The following is a 23,518-nucleotide window of genomic DNA, read 5'->3' as shown; positions in this document are numbered from 1 at the left end:
TCCTCAAAGTTTAATGATCTTCACAAAAACCATCTTCATAAAAAAAGCCCCAAATGGGGCTTTTTTCACAAAACATCTTTACTTAAAGGCAAAAATTATTTTGCAGCAGCTTGAGCAGCAGCAACTTCTTCAGCGAAGCTCATTTCTGCTTTCTTCTCAATACCTTCACCTACTTCAAAGCGAACGAATTGAGCAACTGTAGTAGCAGTTGATTTAAGAACGTCAGCAACTTTCTTGTCGTTGTCGATTACGTACATTTGACGCTCAAGTACAACTTCGTTTAAGTATTTCTCAACTGAACCAGTCACCATTTTTTCAACGATATTCGCTGGTTTACCAGATTCTACTGCTTTCGCTTCAGCAATTTCTTTTTCTTTAGCGATAAGATCAGCAGATACGCCTTCAGCATTTACAGCAACCGGATTGAACGCAGCAACGTGCATTGCAATACCTTTACCAGTCGCAGCATCACCTGTGTAAGACACAACAACACCGATTTTTAAACCGTGTTTGTAAACTGCAAGGTTTTCGCCTTCAACAATTTTCGCACGACGTACTTGGATGTTTTCACCGATTTTTTGAACAAGAGCAATACGCGCTTCTTCAACAGTTTGGCCATCTTCAAGTTTCAATTCAGCAATTTTAGCAGCATCAGTCTCGCCAGCAGCAAGCGCAGCAGCAGCAACTTTAGCAGAGAAACCAGCAAAGTTTTCGTCTTTAGCAACGAAGTCAGTTTGGCAGTTTACTTCTAAAAGAAGCGCTTTATTGCCTTCTTGAGCAATCGTGATCGCGCCATCAGCAGCAATGTTACCCGCTTTTTTAGCTGCTTTTGCCTGACCAGATTTGCGAAGGTTATCAATCGCTAATTCAACATCACCATTCGATTCTGTTAATGCTTTTTTACATTCCATCATTGCCAAACCAGTACGGTCGCGCAATTCTTTAACCATGCTTGCTGTAACTGCAGTCATGTCAATCTCCTAGATTCGGTAGAAAATGAATTCTTTTTTAACAGAAACGGCCCATAGGTCTCCCATGGGCCGTCTGCATACATGACGCTTACATTGCCACCATCACATGTCGCAAAAATGACAAGCTTGCGTCAAACGCATTAAGCCTCAGGAGCTTCTTTAGCTTCTTCGCCTTTTGCTTGAGCATTTGCTTGTGATTGAGCATATTCTTTACCAGCAAGAATCGCATCAGCCATAGCAGAAGCATACAAAGTAACTGCACGGATCGCATCGTCGTTACCAGGAATAACGTAATCTACGTTATCTGGGTTAGAGTTTGTATCAACGATACCGATTACAGGAATACCAAGGTTTTTAGCTTCTTTAATCGCGATTGATTCGTGGTCAACGTCAATTACGAATAATGCGTCAGGTAAACCACCCATGTTTTTAACGCCGCCTAAAGCACGTTCAAGTTTTTCCATCTCACGAGTACGCTCTAAAGCTTCACGTTTAGTAAGCTTAAGGAAAGTACCGTCTTGAGATTGAGTTTGAAGGTCTTTTAAACGGTTGATTGATTGACGAAGAGTTTTCCAGTTCGTCAACATACCACCTAACCAACGGTGATCAACATATGGTTGACCAGCGCGTTGCGCTTGTTCACGGATGATGTTAGATGCAGCGCGTTTAGTACCAACGAACAATACTTTGTTCTTTTTGCTAGCAAGATTGTTAACAAAGTTCAAAGCATCATTTAACGCAGGAACAGTATGTTCAAGGTTGATGATGTGAATTTTGTTACGCGCACCAAAGATGTATTCACGCATCTTTGGATTCCAGAAACGAGTTTGGTGACCAAAGTGCGCGCCAGCTTGAAGAAGGTCGCGCATGCTTACGTTGTAATCTGCCATTTTCTTTACCTTAAAGTTTGGGTTAGGCCTCCATATATCCGCATTCTCCACCTCGAAAGGCACCCAGAGAAATGTGTCGATATATGTGCGGATTTTGTTGCCCCATCCAACAAAGCCCGTGAAATTTATTCACGAAAAAGCATTTGATAAAATGGGCGGCTATTTATACCATAGTCACATACAAATTTCCAAAAGTTTTTAGAGATCATGAACAGTACTTACGAAGCTCCACGTCGACTCATTAAAACCACTGACGAAATTGAAAAAATGCGTGTGGCGGGGCGACTAGCAGCAGAAGTCTTGGATATGATCAAACCGCATATTGTTCCGGGTGTGACGACCCTTGAGCTTGATACGATTTGCCATGACTATATTGTCAATAAACAAGATGCCATTCCAGCATGTTTAGGTTACGGTGCAGCACCCGGTCGTCCTGCATTCCAGCATGTGATCTGTACATCTGTGAACCATGTGGTGTGCCACGGCATTCCATCTGATGCTAAAGTGCTAAAGAAAGGTGATATTTTAAATATCGACGTGACTGTCATTAAAGACGGCTACCACGGTGATACCAACATGATGTACATCGTCGGTGGTGAAACCTCCATTTTGGCTGACCGCCTGTGTAAAGTTGCTCAAGAAGCCATGTACCGTGGTATGGAAACGGTTAAACCCGGTTCAACCATTGGTGACATCGGTAACGCCATTCAAAAGTACGTTGAATCTGAACGTTTTAGTGTAGTACGTGAATATTGTGGTCATGGTATTGGCACGGTGTTCCATGACGAACCTCAAGTGCTTCATTACGGTCAACCAAATACCGGTATGGTTCTGGAGGAAGGCATGACCTTTACCATCGAACCCATGGTGAACGCTGGGGTTTGGCAAACCAAATTATTAGGTGACAAATGGACCGTAGTAACGAAAGATCATAAGTTATCTGCACAATATGAACACACTCTTTTAGTCACCAAAACAGGTGTTGAAGTACTGACTGCGCGCCCTGAAGAAGACTTATCTCGTTTCATGTAATTATTTTTCATATAACTACTTTTCATATAATTACTATATTTAAATTACATCTTAAATATGGCTACTTCAATGTAGCCATTTTTATATTTAAGCTTTTTTATGCTTCAGCCCACCGCATCATCAATTTCAAAACTCTTCTTAAACGTTAATTTATTGAGTTATTTTCTATTCTTATAAAAATATAAAATCGGATTAATCAAGGCTGAAACAACCAACACAATCAATTCAAAAAAGTATTTTTTTCATATCGTATATTTCTTGTACCCCTTTCTCCGGTTTTTTAGGCTAAGATAGTGTGCTTTTTTATTTTTTAATCCCTATAAGAAGGAATACTGCCGTGGACGTACGTCTCTCTGATCGTGTGAATGCCATCAAACCGTCCCCTACACTTGCTGTTACCAATAAAGCTGCTGAACTTAAGGCTGCTGGTAAAAACGTAATTGGTTTGGGCGCAGGTGAACCAGATTTTGACACCCCACAACACATCAAAGATGCAGCAATTACTGCGATTAACAACGGTTTTACCAAATATACCGCTGTTGACGGTACTCCAGGTCTTAAAAAAGCGATTATCGCGAAATTTAAACGCGACAATAATCTTGATTATGCAGCAAACCAGATCCTGGTTTCTTGCGGTGGCAAACAATCATTCTTTAACTTGGCACTTGCCTTGTTAAACAAAGGTGATGAAGTCATCATCCCTGCGCCTTACTGGGTAAGCTATCCAGATATGGTGATCATTGCTGAAGGTGTTCCAGTTGTTGTTAAATGTGGTGAAGAACAACGTTTCAAAATCACACCTGCTCAATTAGAAGCTGCGATCACTGACAAAACGCGTTTAGTGGTGCTTAACAGCCCATCTAACCCGACTGGCATGATCTATACCAAAGCTGAGTTAGAAGCTTTGGCTGACGTTCTTCGCAAATATCCAGAAGTATTTGTTGCTTCAGATGACATGTACGAACCAATCCGCTGGGATAACGAGTTCTACAACATCGCCACTGTTGCTCCAGACCTTTATGACCGCGTAATCGTACTTAATGGTGTGTCTAAAGCTTATGCAATGACTGGCTGGCGTATTGGCTATGCAGCGGGTCCTGCTAAATTGATTGGCGCAATGAAAAAAATTCAGTCTCAATCAACTTCAAACCCGACTTCTATTTCGCAAGTTGCTGCTGAAGCTGCATTGAATGGTCCTCAAGACGTACTTGAGCCAATGATTGAAGCATTCAAACGCCGTCATGACTTGGTTGTGAAAGGCTTGAACGATATCAACGGTATTACTTGCTTACCTGCTGATGGTGCATTCTATGCATACGCAAATATCAAACCATTGATTCGTGCCAAAGGTTTAAAATCTTGTACAGAATTCTCTGCATGGTTATTGGAAGAAACTGGTGTTGCCGTTGTGCCGGGTGATGCATTCGGTCTAGGCGGTTACATGCGTATTTCTTATGCAACGGCTGACGAAGTACTTGTAGATGCGTTAGCGCGTATCAAGAAAGCGGCTGACTCAATCGAAGGCGTAGACGCTGCGATTGCTTCAATTGCTGCTGAAAAATAATCTGCTTTTTTAAAGTAAGATTAAAAAACCCGCTCTTGAAGCGGGTTTTTTATGGATTAAATTTCATACAGACCCAATACACTTCTGTATTTAAAGTATAGAAAAAGCCTTCAAATGAATGAATTTTTAAAGCTTGATCAATGATTTTTTGGAAGAGCATAAAAAGGAACAGCGATCTTCTCATCACTCAGATTATTTTAAAGCTTTCTTCTCTGCCGAAGCCCAAATCACCAATGCAATTCCAGCCAAAACAATCACCGCGGAAATGATAATCCGCCAGCTAAGTTCCTCACCTATAAACAACGCACCGCCTAAAATGGCTAAACATGGCACAGATAGCTGCACACTGCTCGCTGTCACACGGTCAATACGCTTCACAATGGCATACCAAAGCACATAAGCACCGCTAGATGCTAAACCGCCTGACAATACTGCTAAAAGCACCCCTTGAGGCTGAGCAAAGCTTTGTGTATAAAACGCAGCATAAGCCAGCAATCCGAAAGGAATCGCCATCAGAAAATTTGCCAACGTACTAGCTAACGGGTTTCGCATGTTCTTACCCGCAATACTGTACATTGCCCAGCCTATTCCCGAAAGCACCATAATAGCCGCATAAACTAAGTTAGGGGCTGCTGCGCCCGGCAACAAGAGAATGAAAATACCGAGAATCGCGATGCCCAATCCTGCGCCACGCTGAATATTGATTTTTTCACCATGACACAAACCATAGCCGACCATACTCAACTGTACTGTACCGAATAAAAGCAATGCTCCTACACCTGCATCTATATGCACATAGGCCAGTGAAAAAGCCACCATATAGAGCGCAAGCCAAAAACCGTTCTTAATATTCCATTCGATTTTGGCTTTTTGTACAGAAAATATGTAGAGCATCAATAAAACGGCTGCACCACTAAATACACGTATCAGGCTAAAACTGATTGGGTCAATTTGATGACCTGCCAACGCCAAACGACATAAAACCGAATTGGCTGCAAAAGCCAGCATGGCAATCGTGATCTTAACCAGCATAGTTGAGCATCCCTCTTCAACAGCCTGCTTCAGATATATCTAATATAGCTGTTTAAATCTATATAGATTTACTGATTCAATTTATAAGAAATATCTATGTATAAATTCAATGCTTATGCCTAAATCAATTATTCCTCTGCTTCATCTTTAGAAAACAATGCAATCACATCAGCCTCAGTGAGCTGCTCTGTAGAATATTTAAACTGGTAAAAATCGGGCTTATTATCAATATAAATTTCTGTAGTCAGTTTTAAATCTTTCGGCTGTTCCTGCATGGCAAAGACATTAATGTTGCAATAACTGCCATCCTGCGTACGCCAGAAAAGCAAGGTGCCGCAGCGACTACAAAAACCACGCTCTCCCCATTCAGAAGATTGAAATAGCGTTAAATATTCTTGATCTTCAAACTTTAAACTGTCTGGCTCTACATCCACACTCATCAGTACACCACTTGACTACTGACGGCACATGGAACAGTGGCAGGCGTGTACATCATGATTTTTTAATTCTGCTCGGAACTTAGTTTTACCGCATAAACAGGATACATTCATTGTTATTTCCTTGATTACGTTAATACTGATCAAAAATATCTAAAATATTGTTTCTTCTATATATAAATGACAAATTCATCTCTGTATAAGTTTTATTAAAGAATTTTAAAACAATTATCTTATCAAGTTGTCTTATTCACTATTTTAGATATATGAACATATGCTTCAAATCTAATGGAAAATGATTTTTACAGCCATGCATTTTGCACGAATTAACTCAAAGCTGAGCATTGACGACATGGTTAAATTTTGCTTAATTGAAATCTAGGTTCCTTTTTGGAACTAATCAATCAATAAGGAAATAACGACAATGAATCCAAAAGAAATGACAGGACTACAATTTCTACAAGCTATGTGCGCAGGAAAAATTCCAGCTGCAAGTATTAGTGAAACTATTCCAATGCAACCTTATGACGTTTCAGAAGGAACAATTCATTTCAAAGTAAAAGCAGATCATCGTCATTTAAATCCGTTAGGGGGCGTACACGGTGGTTTTTCAGCCACAGTTCTGGATTCCGTTACAGGTTGTGCAGTACACAGTATGCTGGAAGCAGGCGTAGGGTACGGCACTATCGACTTAAATATAAAAATGTGCCGTCCTATCCCTAAAAATAAAGAGCTTCATGCCATGGGTACGGTCATTAATATGAGTAAGAACTTGGGTATATCTGAGGGTAAGATTATCGATGAAGAAGGTAAACTCTATGCCCATGCTACTGCAACTTGTATGATTATCCGTTAAGGCTTAATCTCGTCTTTAAAAGATAACAAAACAGAGCTTAAGTTAACGACTTAAGCTCTATAGTTGAATTAGGGTTAGATCGCTGATTTAAATGATTTCGTTAGCGCTGGAAAATCGACTTCTGGACGTGAAGTGCCTTTATAAATACATAAATATTTAAATACGCTATCGAGCGATACAGAGAGCTTCTTCTGTTCCGATACTGACCAGACTTTAGAGTTATTTCGTCCAGTTAAGGCGCTGCCATTCAATTGATATAAATATAGATCATGATCACGTTGCAAAGGTTGCTTACGACCATTGGAATAACTATCTAGAAGCAATTGGCAAGGTGAATCAATCAACCATTTATCGCTAAACCAAAGCTGCAATAAATCACCCAGATATAAGGCTTGAGTTCCGACAGGCCACACTTGGATATATGCATCTTCAACAGCAGTTTGATAACGATCTGGATTTTGAATAATTGAAAGATAATTGTCTTGATAAAAAGATAAATTTGAAAAGATTTCGGCAATCGTCAGCGTACGCATTCGCTTTCTCCTGTTTAGCCATTTTAGTGCTGGCAAGTTGGTTTAAATCCACACTGTTTGAACTTTCATTCAAACGCTCTGTTATGCATTTAATCTAACAAGCCGATTTTGGCTGTGCAAGTTTTTTTAACATTTTTGATTTATTTGTCTAAATAAAAAGCATACAGCACAAAAATTAAGGAATCATGACACTTTTAGCTTGACCCCCTAAAAAATCTCCTTATAATCGCATGCAGATTCTCCAATAGCTCAGTCGGTAGAGCGACGGACTGTTAATCCGCAGGTCCCTGGTTCGAGCCCAGGTTGGAGAGCCAAATACGAAAAAGCCCGCAGCATTAAAGCGGGTTTTTTTTTGCCTAAATAATCTAGAACTATTTAAGTTATCATAAAAATAATTATCCTAATCTTCTGTTTTTTTATATGGAATAGCAAATATCTATCTGATATCAAGTTACACTATTCATAGCCATAAATTTTTAGAGATATAGAAAAATCATTGTTGAATAATAGACTTCTTTCATAAGTCATTTTTCAATTATGACAAGTCGTTTATAAAGCCAAAATTAAAAATAAATTTTAGCAGGTATTGGAATTATGAGAGTGGCATGGATGCCACATGTTTCCCATCACGACAAGGATGTTGTGTATGGGAAACAAAAGGTTTTTCTTGCGGACTCAAAATATATTTTGAGATCCTCATTTTGACCTTTCAAAAGTAGAGATATCACCTACGCAAAAGCATAAAAATTGAATCAATTAAATGAGGCAATGCTGATTTTAAAAAATCTAATATTAAATATTTTTTGATTTACGTAAGTTATCTAATGAGTAAGCAATAAAAGAAAAAGCGCATCGAAATGCGCTTTTTATCTATTCCTCCATCTGAAAATAGATGAATCTAAAGATTGTTTTATTGCTGAGGTAAAGGAATATATTGTGAATTGTTATTCTGAGCTTTACGTTCAGTCACCACCACATTTAGGGTTAAAGGTTTGTCATCTCGAACCACTTCAACTTTGATGGTGCTATTTGGAGCTTGCAAGGCCACATAATTAATCAAGTGAGAAGCAGAATTAATCAGTTCTCCATTGACTTGAATAATCTTGTCGCCTTTTTGAATTCCCGCTTTGGCTGCAGGTCCCTGAGGAAGCACATCCGCAACCACAACACCTGTTTGCTTAGGTTCAAGAATGTTTTCCTGTTGCACGGGCATCAGGCTAATACCTAACCAACCACGAACCACACGACCATCTTTCAAAATTGAATTCAGGATTTGCTGACAGACCTTCGCAGGAATGGCAAAACCAATACCCAATGAACCACCTGATTGAGAGAAAATAGCCGTATTTACACCAATCAAATTACCAGCAACATCAATCAGCGCACCACCCGAGTTACCTGGATTAATTGCAGCATCGGTTTGAATGAAGTCTTCATAAGTGTTAATGCCCAAATCTGAGCGATTGGTGGCAGAGATAATCCCTTGAGTGACGGTCTGTCCCACACCAAACGGATTACCAATGGCAAGAACGACATCTCCCACTTCATTACCACTTAATTTAAACGGCAAAACAGAAAGCTTGTCTAATTCAATCTTAATCACGGCAAGATCTGAGTCGGGGTCTGTGCCAATAATTTTTGCTACAGCGCGACGCCCATCATTTAATCCGACCACAATTTGATCAGCCTGTGCGATCACATGATTATTAGTCAAGATATAACCATCCGAACGAACAATAACACCAGAACCTAGGCTATTTTCATTTTGCTCCTGACCGAATTGATCTGGCATTTGATCACCAAAAAATTCACGAAAGGCAGGATCATTTAACAAAGGATGTTCAGCCTGCTTTACTTTTTGAGTGGTAAAAATATTCACTACTGCTGGAGCAGCAACTTTAACCGCAGCGTTATAAGAATCAACGCCGCCTGTCCTCGTAGTACTGACCAAAGGCTCTACTTTTTCTACCGGCATTTTTACGCCATCAGCCGCAACAGGTGCTTTAGGCTGTTGGTATTGTTGCCATGCAAGAAAACCCAGCGTGACCAAAATGAGTAAAACCCAAGGTAACCATGTAAAGGTGCGACGCACGTTAATTTCCTCTAACAATATTTTAATTCGTTGATGACTAAGTAATTTATGCGCCATTGTAAAATGAAATACAGCTGGAAACATAAAAATAATGAAAGAGTTTTGTCATGCTTTAGTTACAATTCAAAATATGTTTTGATGATGTTAAATATTTAGGCTTTTGAGAAATTTATGGCAAAGCTCAATGAGATTATTCAGTGGTGCGACCACACCCTGAAATCACACGAATTTAAAGACTATGCACCAAATGGTCTGCAAATTGAAGGTAAACCGGATGTAAATAAAATTTTGTGTGCGGTGACTGCATCACAAGATGCAATTGAAGCCGCAATTGCACAAGGTGCGGATTTACTGTTGGTCCATCATGGCTATTTCTGGAAAGGCGAACCCTACCCGATTACTGGCATGCGCGGTAAACGTATAAAAAGTTTAATTCAACATGATATTTCACTGGCAGGTTATCACTTACCTTTAGATAGCCATCCAACTTTAGGTAATAATGCGGCTATTGCAGATATTTTAGCATTAGAAAATATTGAAGCTTTAGATCTAAGTGAACGTAATCCGATTGGTAATATTGGCTATTTAAAACAACCCGTGTCTGCTGAAGAATTTAAGCTGTATGTGTCTCAGCGTTTAGATTTTAATGCCATTCATCTTGCGGCTGATAAAAAATTGATCCAAAAAATCGGTTTCTGTACCGGTGGCGCACAAGATTTTATTGGCAAAGCAGCTGAACAAAATTGTGATGCTTATATTTCCGGTGAAGTCAGTGAACGGACTTTTTATGAAGCCAAAGAGTTGAATGTGCATTATTACGCGTGTGGACATCATGCAACCGAGCGTTATGGCGTACAACGTCTGGCAAAAGCTATTTCAGAACAGTTCGATATTGAGTATAGTTACTTCGAATTAAACAATCCGATTTAGGGTCTGTTAACATTTCATAAATGGCTTGCGCTGTAGGCTAAAATTAAGCAGTTAAGGCATGAAACCAAGATAATAGCGAGCCTATTTTCAAATTTCATAACGAAATCTGAGATAATTTTAGCCACAGCCTGAGCAAGAACCAAGCATTGCTTTGTTTGCAGCGTAAGGCACAGCTACGGACGAGCATATTTTTTGCCCCTATATCGTTACGAAGCAGTCATTTAGAGTGACTAAATCTCCTGCTCCGGGGCTAATATCAGCTAAAAACATGCTTGTCGCAGACATAGATGAAGTGTCAACATACTCTAATCTTAATTTGACGGTTTGACATTGTCTTTATACGTATAAATTTAGGCTTTATTCTGTATTGTTATTTATAAGCAATGCGCAATTTAGACAAAGAATCCATTACAATAAAGCCACTTAATGTTAAAACCCAGCAAAATGCAAGGAATTGAAGACATGACAACGATTACTTTACCGGCACTTCCATACGGTTATGAAGATCTTGCTCCACACATTAGCAAAGAAACTTTAGAATACCACCACGACAAACACCATAATACTTATGTTGTTAACCTTAACAACCTAATTAAAGGTACTGAACTTGAGGGTAAAACTTTAGAAGAAATCATTAAAGCATCTGCTGGTGATGCTGCTAAAGTTGGCCTATTCAACAATGCTGCTCAAGTTTGGAACCATACATTCTACTGGAACTGTATGGCTAAAAACGGTGGTGGTAAAGCGACTGGTACTTTAGCTGCTAAAATTGATGAAGCTTTCGGTTCTTACGAAAAATTTGCTGAAGAATTTGCTGCTGCTGCAACAACTCAATTCGGTTCAGGCTGGGCTTGGTTGGTTGCTGACGAAGTAAATGGCAACTTATCTATTCTTAAGACTTCAAATGCTGACACTCCACTTGCTCACGGTAAAGTTGCAGTGTTGACAATTGACGTTTGGGAACATGCTTACTACATCGACTACCGTAATGCACGTCCTGCTTACATTAAAACTTTCATGGAAAGCTTGGTAAACTGGGATTACGCAAATGCTAAATACGCTGGCCAAGAAGCTGGCGTTGAAAAATAAGATTTGAAATAAATTTTATTTTTGCATAAAAAACCACCTCCTATAGGTGGTTTTTTTATTTTTAGGGCATATCTGCATAATTATAAGGCAAATGATTCATTTCTTTATATTTACGTGTTGACGACTTAGGTTTTGATCCCTAAAATGCGCATCAGATTCTCCAATAGCTCAGTCGGTAGAGCGACGGACTGTTAATCCGCAGGTCCCTGGTTCGAGCCCAGGTTGGAGAGCCATCTATTCTTCCATAGCTCAGTCGGTAGAGCGACGGACTGTTAATCCGCAGGTCCCTGGTTCGAGCCCAGGTGGAAGAGCCAGATTCTAAAAAGCCCACTCATCATGAAGTGGGCTTTTTTTATCAATCAAATGTCTATTTCACATGCAATATATGCGTTGAATGTGTTCTCTTTAATTCCACACTCTTTACTTAAATCATAGATTATTCCCCAATCTATTGTTCACTGATCAAAATTTAGTTATGTTCATCCTAATAAAAATATTTTAATAAATCTTATGAATACAACCTGGATGAAATCTCTAATTTTCTGGATTATTTTACTTATTGTCATGTTCGCAGTGTTTCAATGCAGTCAAAATTCTGAAAATAAAAAGCAGGCTTCCGCGCTCATGTATGAACGCTTATTTCATTGCACCCGTAATTTACCCCAAAAGAACCCGGATGTTTTAAAACATATTCAACAACAACTCAAACCTGAACTGACTCAGGCCGAGCTGATGGAATTGATCAAGGAGTGCCGTAAAGCACAACCCTTACAAAGCAAAGAAAATTATATAAACTTAATAAAATCGATTAAATAACAAGCAATAAGTTTATTTTTAAAACATTCAATTTATTTTCAGGTTTTTTTTAACCCTAAGCCCTTGACCCTTTAAGCTTAGATACATAGAATGCGTATCAGATTCTCCAATAGCTCAGTCGGTAGAGCGACGGACTGTTAATCCGCAGGTCCCTGGTTCGAGCCCAGGTTGGAGAGCCAAATTCTAAAAACCCACTCTAATGAGTGGGTTTTTTCTTATATCAAGATTTTACTGTGTTCGATTCAAGTCAATTCACTTTTTTCCTTATTGGTTGTATTGCCAGTCTTGCTTTGCTGACTATTGTTTTTCAGCAATTGTTCAGACCACGACAAAAATTCTTTCCCAAACGTGTAATCACGCATTTCGAAAGCAAGATGTTTATTCGTCTCAAAGAAACTTTCCCTCAGCATCATCTTCTGGCTCAAGTCGCTTTTAGTGCTTTAATCACCAACAATAACTTAAAGATCCGCAACAAGTTCAATCGTAAAGTAACCGACTTCGTTTTACTGAATCAAAAGCTTGAGGTGGTTGCCATTATCGAGCTGGATGATCCCAGCCATATAGGCAAAGAACAGGAAGATGCTGAACGAGATGCCATGCTAAATGAAGCAGGCTATCAGGTTTATCGCTATACCGATATTCCGAGTGCCGATCGCTTAAGAAGAGACATTTTAAATTAGTTCAATCTGTCAATGAAAGCCACCTTATCGGTGGCTAGATTTCACCGATCCAGATCATTTATTTTCTTGCTGTTCAGCTGATTCAGTAACCGCTTCTGAAGCAGATTGTTCAGCTGCTTCACGTGCTTTAATCCGTTCCAGTATTTGCGCTTGCTGCTGTTTATATTTTTCTTGATTTTTCTCATCACTACTGACTGCAAGATAAGCCATAGTCACCAGAAAAATAGGAATGCATAACCCCAATGTCATCCAAATAATCATCTTCTTCGTATTTGGCTTCGAGCTGGACTGTGACATCATCAACACCTACAGGATTCATCAATAAAAATATAGTCCAATATACTTGAAGTACTGAAGTACAACCATTTTTAATCCTATTCATCAGGTCATAAAAAAAAGCACCGTCAATCGATGCTTTTAATTTATTTAGACCTTATCGCTTTAAGATTACAGCAATGCAATAAAAATTCCGGCAAAAATAATCAGTCCTACCCAACGGTTATGACGGAATGCCCAAAAGCAGAGTTGCGGATTTCTGTCTTTAGTTTTTGCCCACTGATAGATAAAGTCAGCCACCACCACCAGCAATGCAGTTAATCCAAAAGGAATAAGTAAATTCTCTCGGTACAATGCTCCACTAATCAGCAGTACACTTGCTGCCTGTAATAGCGAGATGATTTCAATGTCGTATTTTCCAAATAAAATCGCAGTTGATTTTACGCCTATTTTTAAATCATATTCACGGTCAGTAATGGCATATTGCGTATCATAAGCCACCGTCCAGGCCAAATTACCAAAGTATAAAAGCCAACAGGTCAGATCAGGTGTCTGTCCGACTGCAGTATATGCCATCGGAATAGACCACGAAAATGCCGCACCTAAAAACACTTGCGGCAAGTTGGTATAGCGTTTCATAAATGGATAGATAAACGCTAATAACAATGCACCAAATGACCAGTAAAAGGTTTCGATTGGCAAAAAGAACAATAGCGCCGCACTTGCCGCAACAAGAATTAAAAATACCCAAATGGCTTCTATTGGCTTAATCACGCCTGTCGCTAAAGGTCGATCCTTGGTTCTGGCAACAGCACCATCTACTTTACGGTCAGCGAAATCATTAATGGCACAGCCTGCTGCACGCATAAAAACAATACCCAAGATCATCAGGAGCAGTACTTTTAAATCTGGCCTGCCTTGGTTTGCAATCCACAATGCCCACATGGTCGGCCAAAACACCAACTCTGTACCAATCGGCTTATCAAAACGACATAAATAGTAATACGCTGCTAAACGCTCACGCCATGCAATTTGTTGTGCAGTATCCATGACTGTCCTTAACCAATGCTCTGTTAAATGTTTTACTGTGAAGTATTTTGCTGAATAAACTGTTCAAACGCAGGCAAAAAAGTCTCTTGAACAATAAATTTACAACCATGCCAAGTATAGCAACTTTGCCGCGTCCAGCCATCTTCAAGCAAAATCACACGGCGCTCACAATCTGGATTGGTGCGTTGAAACAAGAACCAGCCAATTGGTTTTTTACCAATATGCTGAAAGATACGTGCACGGGACTGCAGACTTAAAATTGGAAAAATACTTTTCGCTTTGACCCAAGGCTGGTCTTCACAGCCATATAAATAGCTTTCACGCACCCATGAGGTATGATGATGTGACATATGCATCCATTTTGCATCACTAAAACTCAAGCGCTGAAAATGCTCTTGAATCGGTTCTACCTTAAAAATTCCAGCGGCTAAATCAGTAAGTTGCTGAGTCAAAGAACCTGATGCATACAACCACGTGCGTAATTCAGCAGGAATCTGCATATCCTGTATTTTATATGCTCGCTTTTTCTGCATAAACCCACTGCTCGTTTAAGTTAATTGATCTTAATCTCATATATACATCATGTTAGCAATAGCCGAGTTCACTCAACCACCACTCTTTCCTCATCATATCCAATCAAATGCGATTAACAATTATCTGTTTTGGCAATCACTTCAAATTTGCCCTGCGGAGTCTTGATTAAAATCATCCCTTCAGCACTCAAATAAAAACTTTGCGGATAGGCATAATCCAGCGCCAGCTCTGGATTTTTTAAAGCCACAAATTCTGCCTGCTTATAACCTTCCACGGTACGTCCTACTTCTAGGTAGGTCACGGCAGAAAAATTCATTTTAAAACCTTGCTCATGATCTTTTGGATCAATCCAAGGATAAAAGCTGGTGTGTTTTTTGCGCTGTGCCATCTAGGTCATCTAATATTCATTGATATAAACAGATGATACAAAAAAACCCGCGACATGCGCGGGTTTTTAAAGCTTTAAATTCTAAAAAGAATTACAAGCTGTAATACATGTCGAATTCAACTGGGTGAGTCGTCGTATTCAAGCGACGTACTTCTTCAGTTTTAACTTCGATATACGCATCAAGCATATCTTTAGTGAACACGCCACCTTTTAATAGGTAGTCATGATCCGCCTGAAGTGCTTCAAGCGCCATATCTAAGCTATGCGCCACTGTAGGGATTTTCGCTTCTTCTTCAGGAGGAAGATCATACAAGTTTTTGTCAGCAGCTTCACCTGGGTGAATCTTGTTTTGGATACCATCAAGACCAGCCATCAACAATGCTGCAAAACCTAAGTACGGGTTCATCATTGGATCTGGGAAACGTGCTTCAATACGCTTGCCTTTCGGGCTAGAAACGTAAGGAATACGGATAGAAGCAGAACGGTTACGTGCTGAGTAAGCAAGCATAATCGGAGCTTCATAATGTGGCACTAAACGCTTGTACGAGTTAGTAGAAGGGTTAGTAATCGCATTCAATGAACGTGCGTGTTTGATCACACCGCCAATGAAGTAAAGCGCCATTTCTGACAAGCCTGCGTATTCGTCACCAGCAAACAAGTTCTTGCCATCTTTAGAGATTGACATGTGAACGTGCATACCAGAACCGTTATCGCCAACCATTGGTTTAGGCATAAAGGTTGCAGTTTTAGCATATTGATGCGCAACGTTCCAAACTGCATATTTGAACTGTTGAACTTCGTCCGCTTTACGAACCATGGTGTTGAAGCTCACACCAATTTCTAACTGGCAAGATGCAACTTCGTGGTGATGTACTTCTACACGACCAGGACCCATGATGTCTTCGATTTTTGCACACATTTCTGCACGCATATCATGTGAAGAATCCACAGGAGGAACTGGGAAGTAACCCCCTTTAACACGTGGACGGTGACCAGAGTTACCACCCTCATAGTCTTTGTTGGTTGACCATGCAGCTTCTTCAGCGATTAATGTATGGCGCGCGCCAGACATATCGATTTCCCATTTCACTTCGTCAAAAACAAAGAATTCTGGCTCTGGACCAAAGAATGCAGTATCACCAATACCTGTAGATTTTAAATATTCTTCTGCACGGCGAGCAATTGAACGTGGGTCACGGTCGTAACCTTGACCAGTTGAAGGCTCAATCACGTCACAAGTGACAACAACTGTTGCTTCAGCAAAGAATGGGTCAAGGAAGCATGTTTCAGCATCTGGACGTAAAATCATGTCCGACGCTTCAATGCCTTTCCAACCTGCAATTGAAGAACCATCAAACATTTTACCGTCTTCAAATGTATCTTCGTCAATCGTATCTGCTGGGTAAGTTACGTGTTGCTCTTTACCCTTAGTATCAGTAAAGCGAAAATCGACCCATTTTGCGCCACTTTCTTGGATGAGTTGAAGGACCTTGTTCGCCATGCTCATTTTGCTCCGATGATTTTTTGTTGCACCTGCTAAGTGCGTGTTAGTAGTTGGCAGTTATTAAGCAATTCCCATACCAACTTTAAAAAACAAAGATAAAATATTGAATTCTTTATCAGAATAGAAGATTTAGATACTTTAGTTTGAAGCTATTATACTGTGTGCAAATGCAAATGCACCATATTCAAACACTCTAGATTATATTTGTTTAAAAAGCCGCTTTTAGTGTATCAAAATGGTGCAGATTTATTTTTAAAAGTCATCAATGAGCCTTGTTTTCATCTATTTTGTTTAATTTTTTCAGCATTAGATTAAAATAAATACTTAAAAATCAATTTTCATCCATGTTAATGATTTGATTACTTAATATGTCAACCATTTAATTTTATTCCAGTCTATAAATTTAAAATTAGAAGAATGTTATCTTATTATTTTTTCAAGATTTTATATTTTGCACTGTTCAACCCGCCGATTTTTTCAACAATTGAACGAAGATAAGTAGTGCGCCATTTTGGTGATCAAAGCTAGATAGCCTTTCCTTCCATTCATGTTTCTTTATTAAGCACAGCTTCAACTAATCAAATCTTAATACAAATCAGAATTACTTATAATTAGCCTGTTAGTTCAATTGAATTTTAGATTTTCATTCATTTTATTACGTTTAAATCTGAATACAGTTTCCATATTATTTAAAGTTGCTTTTAATGGTTGAAATAATTAATGATGAATTTCACTTAAGACAAAATGCAAATAAATCAGCTTATTCTCATCATGCGATTCCTCTAAAATCATTATCATAGAAATAGTTCAGCAGAAAATGCTTATTTTTTGCTATGATTATTCGTACTCCGTTTTTTATCCGTTTCAATAAACTTTATTGACATAAGGTTACGCTCTGAAACTGGACACAATGTGAGTGTTCCTGGACTATTCGAGCACATATAAGTGCGTAAATTTCAATAGGTTAGCTCATGCTTTTAATGATCGACAACTATGACTCCTTTACCTATAACATCGTTCAATATTTTGGCGAGTTAAATCAAGACGTAAAAGTAGTCCGTAATGATGCCGTGACATTGGAAGATATCGAGCGATGGCAACCCCAGTATCTGGTGATTGGTCCTGGTCCTTGTTCACCAAGTGAAGCCGGAATTTCAATTCCAGCCATTCAGCACTTTGCCGGCAAAATCCCATTGCTTGGTGTGTGTTTGGGACATCAAGCCATTGGCCAGGCTTTTGGTGGGGATATTATTCGCGCAAAGAACGTCATGCACGGTCGCTTGTCCGATATGTATCACAGCAACCAAGGCATCTTTAGCAACCTGCCTTCCCCATTTTCTGCGACACGCTATCATTCACTGGTGATTGATCAGGCGACCGTACCAGATTGTTTGGAAGTGACTTGCTGGACCAATGAAGCCGATGGCCGCATGGAAGAAATCATGGGTGTTAAACATAAGACATTAGCCATCGAAGGCGTGCAGTTTCACCCTGAATCAATTTTAAGCCAGCATGGTCATCAAATCTTCCAAAACTTCTTAGAAATTTATGCATAGTGAACACAATGAACATTCAACAAGCTTTAAATAATATTACCAAACAGATTCACCTGACCCAGTCGCAAATGGAAGATGTGATGCGCAGCATCATGTCCGGTGAAGCAACTGATGCTCAAATCGGTGCGCTGATGATGGGCTTACGCTTGAAAGGCGAAAGTATTGATGAAATTACCGCTGCTGCACGTGTGATGCGTGAATTTGCGATCAAAATTGATGTTAGCGATATTCCACATTTAGTCGATATCGTGGGTACTGGCGGTGACGGTCAAAACCTGTTTAATGTCTCTACCGCATCCAGTTTTGTGATTGCTGCTGCCGGTGCAACCATTGCCAAGCATGGTAACCGTGGTGTGTCTTCTAAATCCGGTTCATCTGACTTGCTTGAAAAAGCAGGTATTAACCTGAACCTGAATATGCAGCAAACTGAACGCTGTATCCGTGAAATGGGCGTCGGTTTCTTATTTGCACCGAATCATCACAAAGCCATGAAATATGCGGTGGGTCCACGTCAAGAACTGGGTATTCGCAGTATTTTCAACTTGCTTGGCCCACTGACCAATCCGGCTGGAGTACAACGTTTTGTACTGGGTGTATTCTCGAACGAACTATGCCGCCCGATTGCCGAAGTCATGAAACAATTGGGTGCTGAACATGTAATGGTGGTTCATTCTAAAGATGGTTTGGATGAAATCAGCCTTGCATCTTCAACTTATGTCGCTGAACTCAAAGATGGTGAAATCACGGAATGGATGATTAATCCTGAAGATGTCGATATTGAATCACAGACTTTAACCGGTTTAATTGTGGAAGATTCAGCTGAAAGCCTGGCTTTAATTAAAGATGCTTTGGGCAAGAAAAAATCGGCTAAAGGTGAAAAAGCGGCAAATATGATTGCACTCAATGCAGGTGCAGGGATCTACGTTTCTGGTCTAACCAATGACTATAAACAGGGTGTTGCTTTAGCCCATGATATTATTTATGGCGGACAAGCTTTAGAAAAAATGAGCGTTTTGTCTGAATTCACCAAAACCCTCAAAGAATACGAAGCTTAAGGCTATAAAGGAAATATTGTCATGTTAGATATCGCAAATACGATTTTAGGTAAAATTGTTGACCGCAAGCAGGTAGAGTTTGCTGCACGTTTAAAACAACATAGCTTAAAAGATGTTGAAGAACTGGCGCAGGCAGCGACACCTGTACGTGGTTTTGCTCAGTCTTTATTATCTAAACGTCCAGGCGTGATTGCTGAAATTAAGAAAGCATCACCGTCTAAAGGCGTGATTCGTGAAAATTTTAATCCTGCTGAAATTGCACAGCAATATGAGCAAGCGGGCGCAGCCTGTTTATCGGTATTGACTGATGTGGACTTCTTCCAAGGTGCTGACGAAAATATTGCGATTGCTCGTTCACATTGTGCCCTGCCTGCTTTGCGTAAGGATTTTCTGATTGATCCTTATGGTGTGATTGAAGCACGTGCCCTGCATGCGGACTGTATTCTTCTCATTGTGGCGTGTCTGTCCGACCAGCAACTGGAAGAAATGTCTAAAACCGCATTTGAACATAATCTGGATGTACTGGTTGAAGTGCATGATGAACAAGAGCTTGAACGTGCACTGAGACTTTCAGAACGTTGCTTGCTAGGCGTGAATAACCGTAATTTAAAAACCTTTGATGTCGATTTAAATACATCTCTGCGTTTGAAAAAATTGCTTGAGCCTTCACGTTTACTGGTGACTGAAAGTGGTATTGCTACACCAAATGATGTCCACATGATGCAAGAACATGATATTCATGCCTTCCTTGTGGGTGAAAGTTTTATGAAACAGCCTCGTCCAGATCATGCATTCACCGCATTATTTGGTCAGCCTGAACCTGTTTGATGAATAATTAAGATTATGAGTAAACATGATTCTTCGCTTTCGAAAGATCAGTACAACTTGCTGAAATCTTTTAAAAAGCAAATGACCAATCCGCATTCAACTGCTATTGCCAAACAACCTGAGCCTAAAGCTCAGGCCCAGCAAGAACCGGAAGATGATTTCGATTTGTTCCAAAAGTCGATGCAGGGTGTCAAAAAAATGGACACCAGCAATATTGCGCCGGTTGAAAAGAACAAAAAGAAAAAGATGGATGCCCAAACATTAGCCAAACGTGCTTCAGCCACTGGCCCAATGCAAATAGACAATGCAGAGCTTTCTGATACTCAAGCCATGCTGAATCCTGTTGCCAGCCAAGCCACATTAAGTTATCGCATTGCAACTTTACAGCACAAAGTTTTTGAAGATTTAAAAGCCGGCAATTTGCGCTGGTTTGAGGCAGTGGATCTACATGGTTGTACGGTTGAAGATGCGCGAGCTGCAGTATTACAGATCATTCAAATGGCAAAAGATGAAAATCAAAATGTCATTAAAATTGTGCATGGTAAAGGCCCTGAAGCCATTTTAAAAACCTATGTGAATGGCTGGCTTCGTCAACACCGTGATGTTTTAGCGTTTGTCAGTGCGCCTGAAAAGCAAGGTGGCACGGGTGCCGTTTTAGTCTTGCTAAAACGCAGCGAAAAAAACCCTAAATTTAAACAGTAATCGGAATTTTTCCCCAAAACAGGGCATTATAGCGGTTTTCTGCTACAATGCCGTCCTTGTTCGATATCAGTGTAAGTGAACACGTCTTATGTCTATGCAGCAATCCTACGCCAACATTTTAACCGCCGTTGGTGAAGATCTTAATCGTCCTGGTCTTAAAGATACGCCAATGCGTGCTGCTAAAGCTTTTTCGTATTTAACGTCTGGATATAGCAAAACTTTGGAAGAAGTGACCAATAGTGCGGTCTTCCCTTCTGACAACCGTGAAATGGTTTTAGTGAAAAACATTGAATTCTATTCTTTATGTGAACATCATTTATTGCCTTTTTATGGTCGCGTGCATATTGCTTATTTACCTGAAGGTAACGTTTTAGGTTTATCTAAATTTGCCCGCATTACTGAAATGTTTGCGCGTCGTTTGCAAATTCAGGAAAACCTGACTCAACAAATTGCTGAAGCTGTAGCTGAAGTCACTAAAGCACGTGGTGTTGCTGTTATGATTGATTCTGCACATATGTGCATGATGATGCGTGGTGTAGGCAAACAGGAATCAACCACCCGTACGGTTTCTTTTGTCGGTGATTTTAAAACCAATAAAGATGAACGTCGTGAATTCTTGACTGCTTTACCTGAAAGTCTCTAAGCTTTTCAGCCTTCAAAAAGTCCCCGCTTGTTCGGGGCTTTTTTATTGATGCTTTAATATTTTTCGTTTACGCAACTTTTAACTTTAAGGATAAGTCATGTCATCTATTTGCTTAGCAGGTCACGGTTTGACTCAAAGTGAGGCAACGATTGATTATCCTCGTCCTGATCGTCTGGTTGCAGGCAACCCTAAACGTATAACTCAAAGTTTATATGAGCATCCCAATATGAACTGTGGCATCTGGACCTGTGAAGTGGGAGCATGGAATATTCAATTTGCTGCCAACAAACAGGAATTCTTTCAGGTGATTGAAGGTCTGGTACGTTTACATGATGTCAAAACACAAAGTTTTGTCGAAGTTAAAGCAGGTGAAGCTGGCATTATCCCACCGGGCTTTACTGGTAAATTTGAAGTTGTTGAAGCGGTTAAAAAATATTTTGTCGTGGTTGAAGCCTAAAACCTGTATATACAGGTTTTCTTTTTTCTTCGTGCTTTTATATGGGATAAAACCCAAAGCTCATCCCTACATATCTAGCACAAAAACAAAAAAATCCAAGACTGGATTAATCAGTCCAATATCTAGCGCTTTGTTAGCTCTGCACAGGCGCTGGTGTATTAGCCACCTGTAACTTTGTTTTGAGCCAAATAGACACGGTTTCGGCCACTATTCTTGGCTGCGTACAGTGCAGTATCTGCAGCATCCAGAAAACGCTGATAATCAGGATGGCCATCATAAAGTGAGCAGCCGATACTGACGGTAAAATTAAAGCTGCTCCCTGGTCGGCTGCCAATCGGGGTTTCCTGAATCCGGCTACGGATCTGTTCTGCAATTTCTTGCGCCCGAACTAAATCGCTATCGACCAGCAATAATAAAAACTCTTCCCCGCCAACACGGAATGCATAATCACTCCCCTTAATGGAATCAAGCAATACTTCACCAATAAACTGTAAAGCCAAATCACCCGCTGCATGTCCGTATTTGTCATTAATCCGTTTAAAGTGATCTGCATCTATGGCGAGCAAAGACAACGGCGCATCATTTTTACGTGAAAAATCAATTTCACGCGTAACAATGGTACTCAAATAACGTCGGTTGAGCAGTTGGGTGAGGGAATCACTGCCCGAGTCGATATAGTCTGCCACCTGAAAAAGTTGATCGACCAGATGCTGAATCTCTCTATTTTTTTCACGAATATCCTGAATCAACTGGATGGCTTTATCTTTTTCGGCAGCATTTAAAACTTGCTGAATCAGCGGATCAATCTGGTAAATACGCTCAACAATGGCCGCGACCTGCTCAGACCCAGTAAATGCATAAGCGGCTTTATGGATAAACCATAAGCCAAATTCAGATTTTGACAGTAACTGATGAGTAAATTTCGGCTCGTGCGAAAATACCTTAAACATCAGCTCATTTTCCCAGTTTAATAATGAGCTGCGCTGCCTGTCCTTTTGCGCAGCCACATCCTGCATGGCGGAAAACAAACGATAAGTATGTTTTATATCATTATTCTTTTCCAAATTGACTTCATAGGAGCGGCACATAATTTCTGAAGCAAAGCCTAATATCTGTACGATATAAGAGGCCATACGCAAACTATTTTTTTGCTCCTGTTCGGCCTGAAGTAAAAAGACTTTCTTTTCAATCTCACCGACACCCCGCATAATTAGCCAGGATGGAATGCCGATACGTGCATGGACTTTACCTACCATTAATTGCTTTTGCACAATCTGTTCGAAGTTCTGCTGGAACGGCACCTGAAAACAATCCATTAACCACTGGTTAAGCGTAGTTTTTAAGCGGTTCTGAACAATATCATCCGATAAAAAATATGAGGCTTCCTTTTCCTGCATGATATTTTTATAAAATTCATAAACCAGTGTTTGGGAATGCGCTTGAATAAACTGAAAAGTGTCATTCAAATCAATTGTTGAAAATTCCTGACAAACCGACTTCCATTGCGCAGCAAGCATGGCAATACTTTCAGTATTCATACAATTTATTCCAGCAGCTTTAAAATATAAGGGAGATAATTACGTTATTAATATAACAAATTATT

Annotated in this window: 24 protein-coding genes, 4 tRNA genes and 1 pseudogene; 17 read left to right on the top strand and 12 right to left on the bottom strand. The window is 39.9% G+C overall.

Annotation, left to right across the window (positions count from 1 at the left end; translation table 11 throughout):
* Positions 1 to 95: 95 nt before the first annotated feature.
* Complete coding sequence (tsf, locus tag ACP69Y_RS08210; protein WP_131213548.1) at positions 96 to 971, bottom strand: translation elongation factor Ts; 876 nt, start codon at positions 969 to 971, stop codon at positions 96 to 98.
* A gap of 140 nt (positions 972 to 1,111) precedes the next feature.
* Positions 1,112 to 1,861: a 30S ribosomal protein S2 gene (rpsB, locus tag ACP69Y_RS08205; protein ID WP_131213551.1), complete on the bottom strand. Its 750-nt coding sequence runs from the start codon at positions 1,859 to 1,861 to the stop codon at positions 1,112 to 1,114.
* Between the two features lie 207 nt (positions 1,862 to 2,068).
* Here rpsB and map point away from each other — a divergent pair, with 207 nt between their 5' ends.
* Both map and ACP69Y_RS08195 read left to right on the top strand, forming a co-directional pair.
* Entirely contained in the window at positions 2,069 to 2,893 is an 825-nt protein-coding gene (map, locus tag ACP69Y_RS08200; RefSeq protein WP_425917757.1) for a type I methionyl aminopeptidase, read from the top strand.
* 337 nt (positions 2,894 to 3,230) lie between these two features.
* Positions 3,231 to 4,457, top strand: coding sequence for a pyridoxal phosphate-dependent aminotransferase (locus ACP69Y_RS08195; protein WP_425917755.1), 1,227 nt, complete (start codon positions 3,231 to 3,233; stop codon positions 4,455 to 4,457).
* A gap of 192 nt (positions 4,458 to 4,649) precedes the next feature.
* Here the strand turns inward: ACP69Y_RS08195 and ACP69Y_RS08190 are convergent, their stop codons facing one another.
* Both ACP69Y_RS08190 and ACP69Y_RS08185 read right to left on the bottom strand, forming a co-directional pair.
* On the bottom strand, positions 4,650 to 5,489 hold the full coding sequence (locus ACP69Y_RS08190; RefSeq protein ID WP_425917753.1) for a DMT family transporter: 840 nt from the start codon (positions 5,487 to 5,489) through the stop codon (positions 4,650 to 4,652).
* Between the two features lie 128 nt (positions 5,490 to 5,617).
* Positions 5,618 to 6,040, bottom strand: a pseudogene (locus tag ACP69Y_RS08185) (GFA family protein).
* Between the two features lie 310 nt (positions 6,041 to 6,350).
* Between ACP69Y_RS08185 and ACP69Y_RS08180 the strand changes: the two are divergent.
* Positions 6,351 to 6,782 (top strand): PaaI family thioesterase, encoded by a 432-nt coding sequence (locus ACP69Y_RS08180; protein ID WP_425917751.1) that lies wholly within the window; start codon positions 6,351 to 6,353, stop codon positions 6,780 to 6,782.
* Between the two features lie 74 nt (positions 6,783 to 6,856).
* Here the strand turns inward: ACP69Y_RS08180 and ACP69Y_RS08175 are convergent, their stop codons facing one another.
* Positions 6,857 to 7,315: a hypothetical protein gene (locus ACP69Y_RS08175; protein ID WP_425917749.1), complete on the bottom strand. Its 459-nt coding sequence runs from the start codon at positions 7,313 to 7,315 to the stop codon at positions 6,857 to 6,859.
* 238 nt (positions 7,316 to 7,553) lie between these two features.
* Between ACP69Y_RS08175 and ACP69Y_RS08170 the strand changes: the two genes are divergently transcribed.
* Positions 7,554 to 7,629, top strand: a tRNA-Asn gene (locus ACP69Y_RS08170).
* 596 nt (positions 7,630 to 8,225) lie between these two features.
* Here the strand turns inward: ACP69Y_RS08170 and ACP69Y_RS08165 are convergent.
* Positions 8,226 to 9,407, bottom strand: coding sequence for a trypsin-like peptidase domain-containing protein (locus ACP69Y_RS08165; protein ID WP_425917747.1), 1,182 nt, complete (start codon positions 9,405 to 9,407; stop codon positions 8,226 to 8,228).
* A 171-nt stretch (positions 9,408 to 9,578) separates the two neighbouring features.
* Here ACP69Y_RS08165 and ACP69Y_RS08160 point away from each other — a divergent pair, with 171 nt between their 5' ends.
* From ACP69Y_RS08160 to ACP69Y_RS08130, 7 genes are all read left to right on the top strand, one after another.
* Entirely contained in the window at positions 9,579 to 10,337 is a 759-nt protein-coding gene (locus ACP69Y_RS08160) for a Nif3-like dinuclear metal center hexameric protein (protein ID WP_425917745.1), read from the top strand.
* A gap of 462 nt (positions 10,338 to 10,799) precedes the next feature.
* Positions 10,800 to 11,426, top strand: a complete 627-nt coding sequence (locus ACP69Y_RS08155; protein WP_425917743.1) for a superoxide dismutase — start codon at positions 10,800 to 10,802, stop codon at positions 11,424 to 11,426.
* Positions 11,427 to 11,583: 157 nt separating this feature from the next.
* Positions 11,584 to 11,659: transfer RNA gene (locus tag ACP69Y_RS08150), tRNA-Asn, on the top strand.
* A 5-nt stretch (positions 11,660 to 11,664) separates the two neighbouring features.
* Positions 11,665 to 11,740: transfer RNA gene (locus ACP69Y_RS08145), tRNA-Asn, on the top strand.
* 211 nt (positions 11,741 to 11,951) lie between these two features.
* Positions 11,952 to 12,242 (top strand): hypothetical protein, encoded by a 291-nt coding sequence (locus tag ACP69Y_RS08140; RefSeq protein ID WP_425917741.1) that lies wholly within the window; start codon positions 11,952 to 11,954, stop codon positions 12,240 to 12,242.
* Positions 12,243 to 12,345: 103 nt separating this feature from the next.
* Positions 12,346 to 12,421 (top strand) — tRNA-Asn (locus ACP69Y_RS08135).
* A gap of 54 nt (positions 12,422 to 12,475) precedes the next feature.
* Positions 12,476 to 12,922 (top strand): DUF2726 domain-containing protein, encoded by a 447-nt coding sequence (locus ACP69Y_RS08130; RefSeq protein ID WP_425917739.1) that lies wholly within the window; start codon positions 12,476 to 12,478, stop codon positions 12,920 to 12,922.
* Between the two features lie 54 nt (positions 12,923 to 12,976).
* Here ACP69Y_RS08130 and ACP69Y_RS08125 read toward each other — a convergent pair whose 3' ends face one another.
* The 5 genes from ACP69Y_RS08125 to glnA all read right to left on the bottom strand — a co-directional run bounded on the left by ACP69Y_RS08125 (position 12,977) and on the right by glnA (position 16,677).
* Positions 12,977 to 13,219, bottom strand: coding sequence for a hypothetical protein (locus ACP69Y_RS08125; protein ID WP_425917738.1), 243 nt, complete (start codon positions 13,217 to 13,219; stop codon positions 12,977 to 12,979).
* 150 nt (positions 13,220 to 13,369) lie between these two features.
* Positions 13,370 to 14,248, bottom strand: coding sequence for a 4-hydroxybenzoate octaprenyltransferase (gene ubiA / locus ACP69Y_RS08120; protein WP_425917736.1), 879 nt, complete (start codon positions 14,246 to 14,248; stop codon positions 13,370 to 13,372).
* 32 nt (positions 14,249 to 14,280) lie between these two features.
* Complete coding sequence (locus ACP69Y_RS08115) at positions 14,281 to 14,781, bottom strand: chorismate--pyruvate lyase family protein (RefSeq protein ID WP_425917734.1); 501 nt, start codon at positions 14,779 to 14,781, stop codon at positions 14,281 to 14,283.
* Positions 14,782 to 14,894: 113 nt separating this feature from the next.
* Entirely contained in the window at positions 14,895 to 15,170 is a 276-nt protein-coding gene (locus ACP69Y_RS08110; RefSeq protein WP_425917732.1) for a hypothetical protein, read from the bottom strand.
* 91 nt (positions 15,171 to 15,261) lie between these two features.
* Entirely contained in the window at positions 15,262 to 16,677 is a 1,416-nt protein-coding gene (gene glnA / locus ACP69Y_RS08105) for a type I glutamate--ammonia ligase (RefSeq protein WP_171459106.1), read from the bottom strand.
* A 968-nt stretch (positions 16,678 to 17,645) separates the two neighbouring features.
* Here glnA and ACP69Y_RS08100 point away from each other — a divergent pair.
* The 6 genes from ACP69Y_RS08100 to ACP69Y_RS08075 all read left to right on the top strand — a co-directional run bounded on the left by ACP69Y_RS08100 (position 17,646) and on the right by ACP69Y_RS08075 (position 21,915).
* Complete coding sequence (locus ACP69Y_RS08100; protein WP_425917730.1) at positions 17,646 to 18,230, top strand: aminodeoxychorismate/anthranilate synthase component II; 585 nt, start codon at positions 17,646 to 17,648, stop codon at positions 18,228 to 18,230.
* Positions 18,231 to 18,238: 8 nt separating this feature from the next.
* Positions 18,239 to 19,285, top strand: a complete 1,047-nt coding sequence (trpD, locus tag ACP69Y_RS08095) for an anthranilate phosphoribosyltransferase (RefSeq protein ID WP_425917728.1) — start codon at positions 18,239 to 18,241, stop codon at positions 19,283 to 19,285.
* A 21-nt stretch (positions 19,286 to 19,306) separates the two neighbouring features.
* A complete protein-coding gene (gene trpC, locus ACP69Y_RS08090) occupies positions 19,307 to 20,113 on the top strand; it encodes an indole-3-glycerol phosphate synthase TrpC (RefSeq protein ID WP_425917726.1) in 807 nt (268 codons plus the stop codon).
* Positions 20,114 to 20,128: 15 nt separating this feature from the next.
* The gene (locus tag ACP69Y_RS08085; protein ID WP_425917724.1) at positions 20,129 to 20,815 is read left to right on the top strand and encodes a Smr/MutS family protein; all 687 of its coding nucleotides are present in this window, start codon (positions 20,129 to 20,131) and stop codon (positions 20,813 to 20,815) included.
* Between the two features lie 94 nt (positions 20,816 to 20,909).
* Positions 20,910 to 21,458 carry a GTP cyclohydrolase I FolE gene (gene folE / locus ACP69Y_RS08080; RefSeq protein ID WP_171255180.1) on the top strand — a complete coding sequence of 183 codons (549 nt, stop codon included), beginning with the start codon at positions 20,910 to 20,912 and terminating at the stop codon, positions 21,456 to 21,458.
* 97 nt (positions 21,459 to 21,555) lie between these two features.
* Positions 21,556 to 21,915 carry a cupin domain-containing protein gene (locus ACP69Y_RS08075; RefSeq protein ID WP_425917722.1) on the top strand — a complete coding sequence of 120 codons (360 nt, stop codon included), beginning with the start codon at positions 21,556 to 21,558 and terminating at the stop codon, positions 21,913 to 21,915.
* A 158-nt stretch (positions 21,916 to 22,073) separates the two neighbouring features.
* Here the strand turns inward: ACP69Y_RS08075 and ACP69Y_RS08070 are convergent, their stop codons facing one another.
* Entirely contained in the window at positions 22,074 to 23,453 is a 1,380-nt protein-coding gene (locus tag ACP69Y_RS08070) for a diguanylate cyclase (RefSeq protein ID WP_425917720.1), read from the bottom strand.
* Positions 23,454 to 23,518: the final 65 nt, after the last annotated feature.

The sequence above is a fragment of the Acinetobacter sp. TSRC1-2 genome, from assembly GCF_049895885.1.
GTDB lineage: Bacteria > Pseudomonadota > Gammaproteobacteria > Pseudomonadales > Moraxellaceae > Acinetobacter.
This window is presented reverse-complemented; position numbering and strand designations above follow the sequence as displayed.

Coding starts and splice junctions, on each gene's coding strand:
- ACP69Y_RS08075 (WP_425917722.1), top strand. CDS start 21,556: ATGTCATCTATTTGCTTAGCAGGTCACGGTTTGACTCAAAGTGAGGCA.
- folE (WP_171255180.1), top strand. CDS start 20,910: ATGCAGCAATCCTACGCCAACATTTTAACCGCCGTTGGTGAAGATCTT.
- ACP69Y_RS08160 (WP_425917745.1), top strand. CDS start 9,579: ATGGCAAAGCTCAATGAGATTATTCAGTGGTGCGACCACACCCTGAAA.
- map (WP_425917757.1), top strand. CDS start 2,069: ATGAACAGTACTTACGAAGCTCCACGTCGACTCATTAAAACCACTGAC.
- ACP69Y_RS08085 (WP_425917724.1), top strand. CDS start 20,129: ATGAGTAAACATGATTCTTCGCTTTCGAAAGATCAGTACAACTTGCTG.
- ACP69Y_RS08115 (WP_425917734.1), bottom strand. CDS start 14,781: ATGCAGAAAAAGCGAGCATATAAAATACAGGATATGCAGATTCCTGCT.
- ACP69Y_RS08140 (WP_425917741.1), top strand. CDS start 11,952: ATGAAATCTCTAATTTTCTGGATTATTTTACTTATTGTCATGTTCGCA.
- ACP69Y_RS08180 (WP_425917751.1), top strand. CDS start 6,351: ATGAATCCAAAAGAAATGACAGGACTACAATTTCTACAAGCTATGTGC.
- tsf (WP_131213548.1), bottom strand. CDS start 971: ATGACTGCAGTTACAGCAAGCATGGTTAAAGAATTGCGCGACCGTACT.
- ACP69Y_RS08110 (WP_425917732.1), bottom strand. CDS start 15,170: ATGGCACAGCGCAAAAAACACACCAGCTTTTATCCTTGGATTGATCCA.
- ubiA (WP_425917736.1), bottom strand. CDS start 14,248: ATGGATACTGCACAACAAATTGCATGGCGTGAGCGTTTAGCAGCGTAT.
- ACP69Y_RS08190 (WP_425917753.1), bottom strand. CDS start 5,489: ATGCTGGTTAAGATCACGATTGCCATGCTGGCTTTTGCAGCCAATTCG.
- rpsB (WP_131213551.1), bottom strand. CDS start 1,861: ATGGCAGATTACAACGTAAGCATGCGCGACCTTCTTCAAGCTGGCGCG.
- ACP69Y_RS08100 (WP_425917730.1), top strand. CDS start 17,646: ATGCTTTTAATGATCGACAACTATGACTCCTTTACCTATAACATCGTT.
- trpC (WP_425917726.1), top strand. CDS start 19,307: ATGTTAGATATCGCAAATACGATTTTAGGTAAAATTGTTGACCGCAAG.
- ACP69Y_RS08175 (WP_425917749.1), bottom strand. CDS start 7,315: ATGCGTACGCTGACGATTGCCGAAATCTTTTCAAATTTATCTTTTTAT.
- ACP69Y_RS08070 (WP_425917720.1), bottom strand. CDS start 23,453: ATGAATACTGAAAGTATTGCCATGCTTGCTGCGCAATGGAAGTCGGTT.
- glnA (WP_171459106.1), bottom strand. CDS start 16,677: ATGAGCATGGCGAACAAGGTCCTTCAACTCATCCAAGAAAGTGGCGCA.
- ACP69Y_RS08155 (WP_425917743.1), top strand. CDS start 10,800: ATGACAACGATTACTTTACCGGCACTTCCATACGGTTATGAAGATCTT.
- ACP69Y_RS08125 (WP_425917738.1), bottom strand. CDS start 13,219: ATGTCACAGTCCAGCTCGAAGCCAAATACGAAGAAGATGATTATTTGG.
- trpD (WP_425917728.1), top strand. CDS start 18,239: ATGAACATTCAACAAGCTTTAAATAATATTACCAAACAGATTCACCTG.